Genomic DNA, 12,540 nt, shown 5'->3' with positions numbered 1-12,540 from the left:
AGGGGGCGGTGCGGCGCTCGCGCGTGCCGTCTCGTGCTGGGTCGCTCGACGCCCGGCGCATGGCGGCACCGGCTACGGACATTATTGGGGCGGGGGGCGCCGATTCCAATCCATCGGCTGACAAATTAACAGATGTTGCGGCGCGTTGGGCGCGCGTTGGGGCGTGGCGTGGGCCGCGGGATCCGGCGACGCGGTAAGGAGGCGGTGGTTCTGCGAGAGAGAAGGGCGGGTGATGACCCGGTGGACGAGACGGATGAGTCGCCTCACTCCGCCTCGCGCTCACCGCCCGGCGGTTACGCCTTGGCCGCGTCCGCCTCGCGCTCGGCCGCTTCGATCGTGTTGACGAGCAGCATCGTGATCGTCATCGGGCCGACGCCGCCCGGCACCGGCGTGATATGGCCGGCCACTTCCTTGACACCCGCGAAGTCGACGTCGCCGCACAGCTTGCCGGCGTCGTCGCGATTCATGCCGACGTCGATCACGGTCGCGCCCGGCTTCACCATGTCCGCGGTCAGGATGTTGCGCAGACCGGTCGCGGCGACCACGACGTCGGCGTTGCGCGTGTGCGCGGCCAGATCGCGCGTCTTGCTGTGGCAGATCGTGACGGTCGCGCCCGCTTCGAGCAGCAGCAGCGCCATCGGCTTGCCGACGATGTTCGAGCGGCCGATCACGACCGCGTTCGCGCCCTTCAGATCGATGCCGTAGGCCGCGAACATCTTCATCACGCCGTACGGCGTGCACGGACGGAACAGCGGCTGACCCGTCATCAGCGCGCCCGCATTGGCGACGTGGAAACCGTCGACGTCCTTCTCGGGCGCGATCGCCTCGATCACCTTGTGGCTGTCGATGTGCTTCGGCAGCGGCAGCTGCACGAGAATGCCGTGGATGGCCGGATCGCGATTCAGCTCGTCGATGCGCGCGAGCAGGTCGGCTTCGGGCAGATCGGCCGGATAGCGGTCGAACGACGAGCCGAGGCCGTTGTCGTGGCAGGCCTTCACCTTGTTGCGCACATACACTTCGCTGGCCGGATTGGCGCCGACCAGAATCACGGCGAGGCCCGGCTGATGACCGCGGGCGGTCAGGGCGGCGGCGCGCGCCGCGACGTCGGCGCGCAGGGTCTTGGAGAGGGCGAGGCCGTCGATCAGTTTGGCTGTCATGGTCGGTCGAACGTTGGGTCGAGATTGGGATCGGGAATCAGGTCGGGACAGGCGATTTGGCAGGCGGGGCGAAGCGCTCGCGCGGAGGGGCGCGCGACGGCGTGCTTCGGCTGGCTGACGGAGCCACGTCGCCCTGCGACAGGCGCGCTGCCGGTTCGGGCAAGGCGCCGCTGCGAAGTCCGACATTATACCGGCGCGGGGGCGCGCTTTCGCAGTGGATTCGGGGCGCGCGGCGCGCGTGGGAGCGTCCGGGATGTGAGGCGGCGGCCCTGTGGCGGCCAGGAAGCGCACTGCGAGCGGCGGGGCAGGCCGCTCGCACGCCACCCGCACGCCGGACTCGGCGTCGGTCAGGCCGTCGCGAACCGGCGACGCAACCGCCACGCGTGGCGGTTGCGTACCAACGGCCCCTCCGAACGAAGGGCCGCCCGTGCCTCTGTTACTGCGCCGTTTGCGGCTTGTTCGACAGCGCGAGTCGCAGCAGATCGGCGACCGTATTGACGTTCAGCTTTTCCATGATGTTCGCGCGATGCGCTTCGACCGTCTTGATGCTGATGCCGAGGTCGTCGGCGATCTGCTTGTTCAGGCGGCCCGCGATGATCCGCTCGAGCACCTGATGCTCGCGCGCGGTCAACTTGCCGAGGCGCTCGGCCGCGGCGCGCTGCTGCTGGACGCTGGTGCTTTCGCTGCGTGCCTTGTCGAGCATGCGCTCGACGAGCTTGCGCAGTTCGGCTTCGTCGAACGGCTTTTCGATGAAGTCCATCGCGCCTTTTTTCATCGTCGACACCGCCATCGGCACGTCGCCGTGGCCCGTCACGAAGATGATCGGCAGCGACGCGTTGTCGGCGATCAGGCGTTCCTGCAACTCGAGCCCGCTCATGCCGGACATCCGCACGTCGAGGATCAGACACGCGATCTGGCCCGGATGCTGATGCGGCTGCCATGCGTCGATGAACTGCTCGGCGCTCGAGAAGCACTGAACGCGGTAGCCGTTCGCCTCCAGCAGCCAGCGCAGCGAATCTCGCACGGCCTCGTCGTCGTCGACGACAAAGACGGTTTCCTGTGTGGTGACTGGGCTGTTCATAGCTCTCCCGTAACGGTTTGTGGTATCGGCGCCTCGGACCCGCCGTTGCTCGGGCCGTCAGGCTCCCCAATGGGCAGACTGCAATGGAACGTGGCGCCCGTGATGTGGCCGTCGGATTCGACGTTGTTGACCACCCACAGACGGCCGCGGTGCGATTCGATAATCGAACGGCAAATGTTCAGCCCCATGCCCATGCCATCGGACTTGGTGCTGTAAAACGGTTCGAACAGACGCTCGGCGGTCGCTTCGTCGACGCCGGGCCCCTGGTCGACGACGCTGATGCAGACGAAGCCGCTCTCCAGTCGCACGACTACGCGGATGACTGGGTCGACCGCGTTCGGGCGCGCTTCGGCCATCGCTTCGACGCCGTTCTTCAGCAGGTTCACGAGCACCTGCTCGATCAGCACCGGATCGACGTAGATCACCGGCAGCCGCGAGCGCAGATCGGTAACGATGCGAATGCGCCGCTTCCTTGCCTCGATTTCGGCGAGACCCACCGCGTCCGCGACGATATCCGCGACCCGCGTGGCCTGCCGCTTCGGTTCGCTGCGCTTCACGAACTCGCGGATACGCTTGATGATCATGCCGGCGCGCACCGCCTGCTGCGCGGTCTTTTCGAGCACCGGCAGCAGATTGTCGGGCGTCGTTCGACCGGATTTAACCAGTGCGACGGTTCCGGAGCAATAGTTATTGATGGCGGCGAGCGGCTGGTTCAGTTCGTGCGCGAGCGACGAGGCCATTTCACCCATCGTCATCAGGCGGCTCGTGAACTGCAACTTCTCGTCCTGCTGGCGCGCGAGTTCCTGCGCGCGCTTGCGGGTCGTGATGTCGGTCGCGATCTGCATCTGCGCGAGGTGGCCGTCGACCCACTGGATGTACTGGCGTCGCACCTCGAACCACTTCTGGATGCCGGGGATGTAGATTTCCTGCGCGTCGGCGGCGCTTTCGGTCAGCGCGGCGGCGGGCAGGCCGACGAAGGTGTCGACCATGTCGATCGAATCGGACGACGCCTGCGAGGCGTCGAAGCCGCCGCCCGCGAGTTCGAGGTGGCCGTCCGGGCGGATGCCGAACAGATGCCGGTAATAGCGGTTCGCGAACAGCAGCTCGGCTTCGTCGGCGGCGAGCACGGACACCGCCGCGTCGAGGCTTTCGAGCACGGTCGTGAAGCGTTCGTGGGCGGCGGCGAGCTCTTCGCGCGCGCGCTTCGGCTCGGTGATGTCGGTCATCGACGACATCCAGCCGGTCTGGCGGCCCGAGCTGTCGATCAGCGGCGACACGTAGAGCCGCGCGTGGAACGTCGAGCTGTCCTTGCGCCGCACGCGCAGCTCGAAGCCGGACGAGGGCGCCTTGCCGCGCAGCGTCATGTCGAGCTGACGCTGCATCTCGGGGTACGCGTCGCGCGGCCAGTAGGCGAACGGCGCGCTCTTGCCGACGAGGTCGCTTTCGTCCCAGCCGGTCATGCGGCAGAACGCCGGGTTCACGTGCGTGATGCGGCCGTGCATGTCGAGCACGCGCATGCCGATCAGCACCGAGTTTTCCATCGCGCGGCGGAAAAACGCTTCCGCGTAGAGCGCCTGCTGCGCCTCGAAGCGCTGACGCGTGTGCTTCCACAGACTCCACAGGCTCCACAGTACGAAGCAGGAGAGGCCGGCCACCAGCCACACCAGCGTGTTGTTCGTGAAGTTGGTGATCTGCGGGAACGCGTACACGCGCACCGAAATGCCCTGGCCCGGCGGGTCGAGCGGCAGGTCGTAGAACATGTCGCGCGGCAGGCGCGGGCGGGTCGACGTGGTGGTCAACTCGCGGTTGTTCGCGTCGATGATCGAGATCTTGTATTTGGCCGACAGCTCGGGCGGGATGTCGCGCTTCAGAATGCCTTCCACCGAGAACACCGCGGCGATGGTGCCGAGGAAATCGCGGTCGCGGAAGATCGGCGTTTGCAGCGTGATGAAGCCGTTGCCGAGGTCGTCGTAGATGAGCGGCGAGTACACCTGGCGGCGCGTGTTGCGCGCCTCGGCGAAGCCGGCCTTGACAGCTTCGTCCATCTGCGCGTCGTTCGGACGCGCGAGCCGCTGGCCGAGCACCGGCGGCGCGGCGTTGGGCCAGCGCGGCTGCTGCTGGCCCGTGTACCAGTTCATGTAGAGGATCTCAGGATGCCCCTGCATGATGTCCGTGGTGCTCACCTGGAACGAATGCTCGTCGGCATGGCCGGCGGCGAGGTCGCGCGCGAGTGCCTGGATCTGCTCTTGCGCGCCCGTCATCGACAGGCGGATCTGCTGCTGCGCCCACGCGACGTTGCGGTACAGCGTGTCTTCCTGCTGTTGCTGCTCGCGCCGGTTCAGACTCCACAGAATCAGGCTCATGACGACCAGGAACACCAGGATCGACAGGAGCGGCGTCAGCAAATAGGAATTGGACCACCAGGGTCCGTGGTGCCAGCGCGAGGACGGCGACGAATCCGCCGGCGAACCCGCGGTGCGCGCCGAGCGAGAGAAGAGCCGTTCGGTCAACATGCGTGGCATTGTAGCTCAGCACGTCCCCGACAAATGGCGCAAAAAAGCACGGAAAGTGCAGTTAATCGGCGCAAACTAGCCGGCGGATCAGTCGATCGGCAGTCAAACCAGGTTGCGTCGCAGCAATTTTCCGCATTATGAGAATTGATCTCGTAATTTGAAAATTTGGTTGCGCTGACGTCGGGACCCTTATTACAATCGGCCGGAGCTGCCGCGGCCGTTCCTGCGTCCGCGTCGTCTGTTCAAAGTGCGTTCCCCATACCCAGGAGACGAGCATGTCCGCTGTACCCGACGAAGTCATGAAATATGTCGCCGCCGATAAAGACGACGATCCCCAGGAAACCGGCGAATGGCTGGAAGCGCTGGATGGCGTGATTTCTGCAGTAGGCCCTGACCGTGCCCACTACCTGATCGAAAAACAGATCGAATTCGCACGCGTGCACGGCGAACATCTGCCGTTCTCCGCTAACACTCCTTACATCAACACGATTCCGGTCGCGCGCCAGGCCAAGAACCCCGGCGACCAGGACATCGAACACCGTATCCGCTCGTACACCCGCTGGAACGCGATGGCGATGGTGCTGCGCGCCGGCAAGGAAACCAACGTCGGCGGCCACATCGCGTCGTTCGCATCGGCCGCCACGCTGTACGACGTCGGCTACAACCACTTCTGGCACGCACCGTCGGCCGAGCACGGCGGTGACCTCGTGTTCGTGCAGGGCCACTCGTCGCCGGGTGTCTACTCGCGCGCGTTCCTGCTCGGTCGCCTGACCGACAAGCAGCTCGACAACTTCCGCCAGGAAGTCGGCGGCGAGGGCATCTCGTCGTATCCGCATCCGTGGCTGATGCCGGACTTCTGGCAATTCCCGACCGTGTCGATGGGCCTGGGCCCGATCATGGCGATCTACCAGGCGCGCTTCATGAAGTACCTGCAGGCGCGCGGCATCGCGAAGACCGACGGCCGCAAGGTCTGGGCCTTCCTCGGCGACGGCGAAACGGACGAGCCGGAATCGCTCGGCGCGATCGGCATGGCCGGCCGCGAGCGTCTGGACAACCTCGTGTTCGTGATCAACTGCAACCTGCAGCGTCTCGACGGTCCGGTGCGCGGCAACGGCAAGATCATCCAGGAACTCGAAAGCGAATTCCGCGGCGCCGGCTGGAACGTGATCAAGGTCATCTGGGGCAGCCGCTGGGACGCGCTGTTCGCGCGCGACAAGTCGGGCGCGCTGATGCGCCGCATGATGGAAGTCGTCGACGGCGAGTACCAGACGTACAAGTCGGAGTCGGGCGCGTTCGTGCGCGAACACTTCTTCAACACGCCGGAACTGAAGGCGCTGGTCGCCGACTGGTCCGACGACGACATCTGGAATCTGAACCGCGGAGGCCATGATCCGCACAAGATCTACGCGGCGTTCACGGAAGCGACGAATTCGAAGGGCCAGCCGACCGTCATCCTCGCGAAGACGATCAAGGGCTACGGCATGGGCGAAGCCGGCCAGGCGATGAACATCACCCACCAGCAGAAGAAGATGCAGGTGGAGCAGCTGAAGAAGTTCCGCGACCAGTTCCGTCTGCCGATCACGGACGAGCAGATCGTCGACGTGCCGTACCTGACGTTCGAGGAAGGCTCGAAGGAACTCGAATACATGCGCCAGAAGCGCATGGACCTGGGCGGCTATCTGCCGGCGCGTCGTCAGAAGGCCGAGTCGCTGCCGGTGCCGGAACTGTCGGCATTCGAGCCGCTGTTGAAGGGCACGGGCGAAGGCCGCGAGATCTCCACGACGATGGCGTTCGTGCGGATCCTGAACATCCTGCTGAAGGACAAGACGCTCGGCAAGCGCGTCGTGCCGATCGTGCCGGATGAATCGCGTACGTTCGGCATGGAAGGTCTGTTCCGTCAGATCGGTATCTGGAATCAGGACGGCCAGAAGTACGTGCCGGAAGATTCCGACCAGCTGATGTTCTACCGTGAGTCGGAGACCGGTCAGATCCTGCAGGAGGGCATCAACGAAGCCGGCGGCATGGCCGACTGGATCGCGGCCGCGACGTCGTACTCGACGCACGGCGAGATCATGATCCCGTTCTACATCTTCTACTCGATGTTCGGTTTCCAGCGCATCGGCGACCTCGCATGGGCCGCTGGCGACATGCGCTCGCGCGGCTTCCTGCTGGGCGGCACGGCGGGCCGCACGACGCTGAACGGCGAAGGCCTGCAACACGAAGACGGCCACTCGCTGATGTGGGCGGCTTCGGTGCCGAACTGCATCAGCTACGACCCGACGTTCGGCTACGAACTCGCGGTCATCGTGCAGGACGGTCTGCGCCGCATGGTCGCCGACCAGGAAGACGTCTACTACTACGTCACCGTGATGAACGAGAACTACGAGCACCCGGCGATCCCGCAGGGCGAGACCGTGGCGGCCGACATCATCAAGGGCATGTACTCGTTCAGCAAGACCGCAGCCGATAAAAAGGCGCCGCACGTGCAGCTGATGGGCGCGGGCACGATCTTCAACGAAGTGATCGCCGCGGCCGACCTGCTGAAAAACGACTGGGGCGTCAACGCCGACCTGTGGAGCGTGCCGAGCTTCACCGAGCTCGCGCGCGAAGGTCACGAAGTGCAGCGCTGGAACCTGTTGCACCCGACCGAAGAGAAGAAGCTGTCGCACGTCGAGAAGCTGTTGAAGGATGCGCCGGGTCCGGTCATCGCATCGACCGACTACGTGCGCGCGCTGACCGAGCAGATCCGCGCGTTCGTGCCGCAGAAGTTCGTCGTGCTGGGCACCGACGGCTACGGCCGTTCGGACACGCGCGAGAAGCTGCGTCACTTCTTCGAAGTCGATCGCTACTGGGTCACGGTCGCCGCTCTGAACGCGCTGGCGGACGAAGGCACGATCGAACGCAAGGTGGTCGCCGAGGCGCTCAAGAAGTACAACCTTGATCCCGCCAAACCCAACCCGATGACCGTCTAAGGCATCACCCGTGTGCCACGATGCACGCGCTTGCTCCTCATCGCGAGGGGCCGGCGGCGTGCGCGGCCCAGGAGACACTAACAATGAGTCAAGCGATCGAAGTCAAGGTGCCGGACATCGGCGATTACAAGGACATCCCTGTGATCGAGGTGCTGGTGAAGGCGGGTGACACCGTCGAAAAAGAGCAATCGCTCGTTACGCTGGAATCCGACAAGGCGACGATGGATGTGCCGAGCTCGGCCGACGGCGTCGTCAAGGAAGTGAAGGTCAAGGTCGGCGATGCGGTGTCCGAAGGCACGCTGATCATCGTGCTGGAAGGCGCCAACGCCGCTGCCGCTGCCGCTGCCGCGGCGCCCGCGCCGGCTGCCGCACCGGCTCCTGCTCCTGCGCCGGCGGCAGCTCCCGCTGCGGCGCCCGCACCCGCGGCAGCAGGCGGTGGCGTGCAGGAAATCAAGGTGCCGGATATCGGCGACTACAAAGACGTTCCCGTGATCGAGATCGCGGTGAAGGTCGGCGATCGTGTCGAGAAGGAACAGTCGCTCGTCACGCTCGAATCCGACAAGGCGACGATGGATGTGCCCAGCTCGGCCGCCGGCGTCGTCAAGGAAGTGAAGGTGAAGGTTGGCGATACCGTGTCGGAAGGCTCGGTCATCGTCGTGATCGAAGCGGAAGGCGGCGCTGCCCCGGCACCCGCGCCGGCACCGGCCGCGAAGGCGCCGACTGAAAAGCCGTTCGACGCGCCGGCCACGCCGACCCCGGCACCGGCCGCGCCGTCCGCGCTCGCGCAGGCGCCGCTGATCCCGGCTGGAGAAGGCGGCTCGCGTCATCCGAGCCATGCGTCGCCGTCGGTGCGCAAGTTCGCGCGCGAACTCGGGGTGGACGTCGGCCAGGTGAAGGGCACCGGTCCGAAGGGCCGCATTACGCAGGCCGACGTGACCGCGTTCGTGAAGGGCGTGATGACGGGCCAGCGCGCGGCGCCGGCTGGTGCGGCCGCGCCGGCCGCCGGCGGTGGCGAGCTGAATCTGCTGCCGTGGCCGAAGGTCGACTTCACGAAGTTCGGTCCGATCGATCCGAAGCCGTTGTCGCGCATCAAGAAGATCTCGGGCGCGAACCTGCATCGCAACTGGGTCATGATCCCGCACGTCACGAACAACGACGAAGCGGACATCACCGAGCTCGAAGCGCTGCGCGTCAAGCTGAACAAGGAACACGAGAAGGCGGGCGTCAAGTTCACGATGCTCGCGTTCGTGATCAAGGCCTGCGTGGCGGCCCTGAAGAAATTCCCGACCTTCAACGCGAGCCTCGACGGCGACAACCTGGTGTTCAAGCAGTACTACCACATCGGTTTTGCCGCCGACACGCCGAACGGCCTCATGGTGCCGGTGATTCGCGACGCGGACAAGAAGGGCCTCGTCGACATCGCGAAGGAAATGGCCGACCTGTCGAAGGCCGCGCGCGAGGGCAAGCTGAAGCCGGACCAGATGCAGGGCGGCTGCTTCTCGATCTCGTCGCTGGGCGGTATCGGCGGCACGCACTTCACGCCGATCATCAATGCGCCTGAAGTCGCGATTCTCGGCCTGTCGCGCAGCGCGATGAAGCCGGTGTGGGACGGCAAGCAGTTCGAGCCGCGCCTGACCATGCCGCTGTCGCTGTCGTACGACCATCGCGTGATCGACGGAGCGGAAGCCGCGCGCTTCAACGCATACCTCGGTTCGATTCTTGCCGATTTCCGGCGTGTGATTCTTTGACCGGCTGGTGAGGTCCGCCGGCGCGGGCGCTCGGATGGTTTCGACCGATCCGCGTCGCGCCGTCCGCGCGTTCGCGTGCGCTGCGCGCGTCGAAGGCGCCGCTCATCATCGATCAATAAGAGAAGGGGACACCATGAGTCTCGTCGAAGTAAAAGTGCCGGACATCGGTGACTTCAAGGACGTCGACGTCATCGAAGTCAACATCAAGCCGGGCGACACCATCGAAAAAGAGCAGTCGCTGCTGACGCTCGAATCCGACAAGGCGTCGATGGAAGTGCCGAGCGATACCGCCGGCACCGTCAAGGAAGTGCGTATCAAGCCGGGCGACAAGGTCTCGCAGGGCACGGTCATCGCGCTCGTCGAGGCAACGGCGGGCGGCGCGGCTGCGCCCGCTGCGGAGCCGAAAGCGCCCGAGAAGGCGGCTCCCGCGCCGGCGCCCGCCGCTGCGGCGCCGAAGGCCGCCGCAGCGGCTGCGCAAGCCGGCAGCTATTCGGGCAGCGCCGACATCGAGTGCGACATGCTCGTGCTCGGTTCGGGCCCCGGCGGTTATTCGGCCGCGTTCCGCTCCGCCGACCTCGGCATGAAGACCGTGCTGGTCGAGCGTTATCCGACGCTCGGCGGCGTGTGTCTGAACGTCGGCTGCATCCCGTCGAAGGCGCTGCTGCACACCGCGCTCGTCATCGACGAAGCGGCTGATCTTGCCGCGCACGGCATCACGTTCGGCAAGCCGCAGATCGATCTCGACAAGCTGCGCGATTTCAAGTCCGGCGTGGTCAGGAAGCTGACAGGCGGTCTCGCCGGCATGGCGAAGGCGCGCAAGGTCGAAGTGGTGGTCGGTACGGGTGCGTTCGTCGATCCGAACCACATGGAAGTGCAGACCGAGGGCGGCAAGAAGGTCGTCAGGTTCAACCAGGCGATCATCGCAGCGGGCTCGGAAGCGGTGAAGCTGCCGTTCATTCCGGAAGATCCGCGGGTCGTCGATTCGACCGGCGCGCTCGAACTGCGCCAGATTCCGCAGCGCATGCTCGTGATCGGCGGCGGCATCATCGGTCTCGAAATGGCGACCGTGTACTCGACGCTCGGCGCGAACATCGACGTGGTCGAAATGCTCGACGTCCTGATGGCCGGCGCGGACCGCGATCTGGTTAAGGTCTGGGAGAAGTACAACAGCAAGCGTTTCGCGAACGTGATGCTGAAGACCAAGACCATCGCCGCCGAAGCGAAGGACGACGGCATCTACGTGTCGTTCGAGGGCGAGCAGGCGCCGGCCGAGCCGCAACGCTACGACCTCGTGCTGGTGGCCGTCGGCCGCTCGCCGAACGGCAAGCGGATCGGCGCGGAAAAGGCCGGCGTCGCGGCGACGGATCGCGGCTTCATCGAAGTCGACAGGCAACAGCGCACGAATGTGCCGCACATCTTCGCGATCGGCGACATCGTCGGTCAGCCGATGCTCGCGCACAAGGCCGTGCACGAAGGCCACGTGGCGGCGGAAGCCGCGCATGGCGAGAAGGCGTACTTCGACGCGCTGCAGATTCCGTCGGTGGCCTACACCGATCCGGAAGTGGCTTGGGCTGGCAAGACGGAAGACCAGCTGAAAGCCGAAGGCGTCAAGTTCGGCAAGGCGGTGTTTCCGTGGGCCGCATCGGGTCGCGCGATCGCCAACGGTCGCGACGAGGGCTTCACGAAGCTGCTGTTCGATGAGCAAACGCATCGCGTGATCGGCGGCGGTATCGTCGGTCTGAACGCGGGCGACCTGATCAGCGAAGTCTGCCTCGCGATCGAGATGGGCGCGGACGCAACGGATATCGGCAAGACGATCCATCCGCATCCGACGCTCGGCGAATCGATCGGCATGGCGGCCGAGTTGTATGAAGGCGTCTGTACCGATCTGCCGCCCGTCAAGAAGAAGTAACGAGTAACGCGGTGCGCCGCGCCTGCATGACGACATGCGGGCGCGGCAAAGCCGGTCGAGCCGTACGGCAAAGAAAAACGGCGCGCTCCATGGCGGAGCGCGCCGTTTCTGTTTTCGTGGCGGCCAGTGGCGGGCAAAAAAATCCCGGCTTGGCGGCCGGGCAAACGATACGCCATTGCAACGTATCGGAGCGTTCGGCTCATCAAACCGTATAAGCGGCAACGGCACGACGCTGTTGCTTGCGATAACGCCGGCGCAGCGCATAGGCTGGGCCGGCGTGAAAGACGACGCGAGGCATAAAGCCTTGCGCGTTGACGCGTGAAGCTTAGACGGCCTTCTTGGCGGCGGCGCGCGATGCTTGCGCAGCGGCTTGCGAAGCTGCCTTCGAAGCGGCCGTTGCAGCTGCGTTGAAGTTGCTTTCGGCGATTTCGACAGCCTGGCGGGTTGCCTTGTGGACCGTTTCGTACGTGGTGTTGGCGGCGGTGATAGCCGACTTCATCACGGCGACAGCGGTTTCCGAACCGGCCGGTGCGTTCTTGGCGACGTTTTCGACGAGCGCCTGAACCTTGCGGTTTTGCTCTTCGAATTGCGCTTCCGCGACGCGGGTGAATTCACCCTGCGTTGCCGAAACGATTTCGTACACATGGCGGCCATACGACAGCGCCTTTTCAGCCACCGGCTGCGCGAGGCTTGCTTGCAGTGCCAGCAGTTCCTGCGCGTCCTTCACGGACAGCGCGCGTTGGGCATTTTCCTGGCTTTCGGCGAGCGTCGACTTCACAACTTGCAGATTCAGTTCGACCAGCTTTTCGACACCTTCAAATGCTTTGGTCGTCAGGCCGAACAGGGTTTCGAAGTTGGCTTTCTGGGCTGCGGCGAATTGCTCAGGGGTCAGCAGAGTCATGGTTTACGCTCCTGGATTGCGGCCGGTCTGTGCGGACCGCATTGGGTGGGTGGCGAGACGCAGATTCATCGTCTCCCCGGACCGCGATGTTTTGTGCATCGCAGCAATGGTTCCCATTTTAGGATGCCCACAAGGAATGTCAAGCGTTTTTTGTGCGTTGCACAATGTTAAGAAAATGCCGACAAAACAATAGGTTATACAGTAGGCATGTCATTAATATGACGCGGAACGATTGCTCGTTGCACCGTGCTGGTGC

Annotated in this window: 8 protein-coding genes; 4 read left to right on the top strand and 4 right to left on the bottom strand. The window is 64.8% G+C overall.

Features of this window, described 5'->3' with window-relative positions:
- Positions 1-293: 293 nt before the first annotated feature.
- From folD to fixL, 3 genes are all read right to left on the bottom strand, one after another.
- Positions 294-1,157 (bottom strand): bifunctional methylenetetrahydrofolate dehydrogenase/methenyltetrahydrofolate cyclohydrolase FolD, encoded by an 864-nt coding sequence (folD, locus tag OKW40_RS09530; RefSeq protein WP_184057354.1) that lies wholly within the window; start codon positions 1,155-1,157, stop codon positions 294-296.
- A gap of 436 nt (positions 1,158-1,593) precedes the next feature.
- Positions 1,594-2,238, bottom strand: a complete 645-nt coding sequence (fixJ, locus tag OKW40_RS09525; protein ID WP_062129599.1) for an oxygen response regulator transcription factor FixJ — start codon at positions 2,236-2,238, stop codon at positions 1,594-1,596.
- Positions 2,235-4,751 (bottom strand): PAS domain-containing sensor histidine kinase, encoded by a 2,517-nt coding sequence (fixL, locus tag OKW40_RS09520; RefSeq protein ID WP_221309019.1) that lies wholly within the window; start codon positions 4,749-4,751, stop codon positions 2,235-2,237. Before fixL ends, fixJ begins: the two co-directional genes overlap by 4 nt.
- Before the next feature lie 275 nt (positions 4,752-5,026).
- Between fixL and aceE the strand changes: the two genes are divergently transcribed.
- The 4 genes from aceE to OKW40_RS09500 all read left to right on the top strand — a co-directional run bounded on the left by aceE (position 5,027) and on the right by OKW40_RS09500 (position 11,705).
- Positions 5,027-7,723 carry a pyruvate dehydrogenase (acetyl-transferring), homodimeric type gene (gene aceE / locus OKW40_RS09515; protein WP_184056410.1) on the top strand — a complete coding sequence of 899 codons (2,697 nt, stop codon included), beginning with the start codon at positions 5,027-5,029 and terminating at the stop codon, positions 7,721-7,723.
- An 83-nt stretch (positions 7,724-7,806) separates the two neighbouring features.
- Entirely contained in the window at positions 7,807-9,471 is a 1,665-nt protein-coding gene (gene aceF / locus OKW40_RS09510; RefSeq protein WP_429489441.1) for a dihydrolipoyllysine-residue acetyltransferase, read from the top strand.
- Positions 9,472-9,604: 133 nt separating this feature from the next.
- On the top strand, positions 9,605-11,383 hold the full coding sequence (gene lpdA / locus OKW40_RS09505) for a dihydrolipoyl dehydrogenase (RefSeq protein WP_429489439.1): 1,779 nt from the start codon (positions 9,605-9,607) through the stop codon (positions 11,381-11,383).
- Positions 11,384-11,417: 34 nt separating this feature from the next.
- On the top strand, positions 11,418-11,705 hold the full coding sequence (locus tag OKW40_RS09500; RefSeq protein WP_429489437.1) for a hypothetical protein: 288 nt from the start codon (positions 11,418-11,420) through the stop codon (positions 11,703-11,705).
- A 3-nt stretch (positions 11,706-11,708) separates the two neighbouring features.
- Here OKW40_RS09500 and OKW40_RS09495 read toward each other — a convergent pair whose 3' ends face one another.
- Positions 11,709-12,284, bottom strand: coding sequence for a phasin family protein (locus OKW40_RS09495; protein ID WP_013089827.1), 576 nt, complete (start codon positions 12,282-12,284; stop codon positions 11,709-11,711).
- Positions 12,285-12,540 lie beyond the last annotated feature (256 nt).

The sequence above is a fragment of the Paraburkholderia sp. RAU6.4a genome, from assembly GCF_050435625.1.
In the GTDB taxonomy this organism is placed as follows: Bacteria; Pseudomonadota; Gammaproteobacteria; order Burkholderiales; family Burkholderiaceae; genus Paraburkholderia; species Paraburkholderia tuberum.
This window is presented reverse-complemented; position numbering and strand designations above follow the sequence as displayed.

Excerpts from the sequence above, each read along its gene's own strand:
- folD (WP_184057354.1), bottom strand. The coding sequence starts at position 1,157 with ATGACAGCCAAACTGATCGACGGCCTCGCCCTCTCCAAGACCCTGCGC.
- fixJ (WP_062129599.1), bottom strand. The coding sequence starts at position 2,238 with ATGAACAGCCCAGTCACCACACAGGAAACCGTCTTTGTCGTCGACGAC.
- fixL (WP_221309019.1), bottom strand. The coding sequence starts at position 4,751 with ATGTTGACCGAACGGCTCTTCTCTCGCTCGGCGCGCACCGCGGGTTCG.
- aceE (WP_184056410.1), top strand. The coding sequence starts at position 5,027 with ATGTCCGCTGTACCCGACGAAGTCATGAAATATGTCGCCGCCGATAAA.
- aceF (WP_429489441.1), top strand. The coding sequence starts at position 7,807 with ATGAGTCAAGCGATCGAAGTCAAGGTGCCGGACATCGGCGATTACAAG.
- lpdA (WP_429489439.1), top strand. The coding sequence starts at position 9,605 with ATGAGTCTCGTCGAAGTAAAAGTGCCGGACATCGGTGACTTCAAGGAC.
- OKW40_RS09500 (WP_429489437.1), top strand. The coding sequence starts at position 11,418 with ATGCGGGCGCGGCAAAGCCGGTCGAGCCGTACGGCAAAGAAAAACGGC.
- OKW40_RS09495 (WP_013089827.1), bottom strand. The coding sequence starts at position 12,284 with ATGACTCTGCTGACCCCTGAGCAATTCGCCGCAGCCCAGAAAGCCAAC.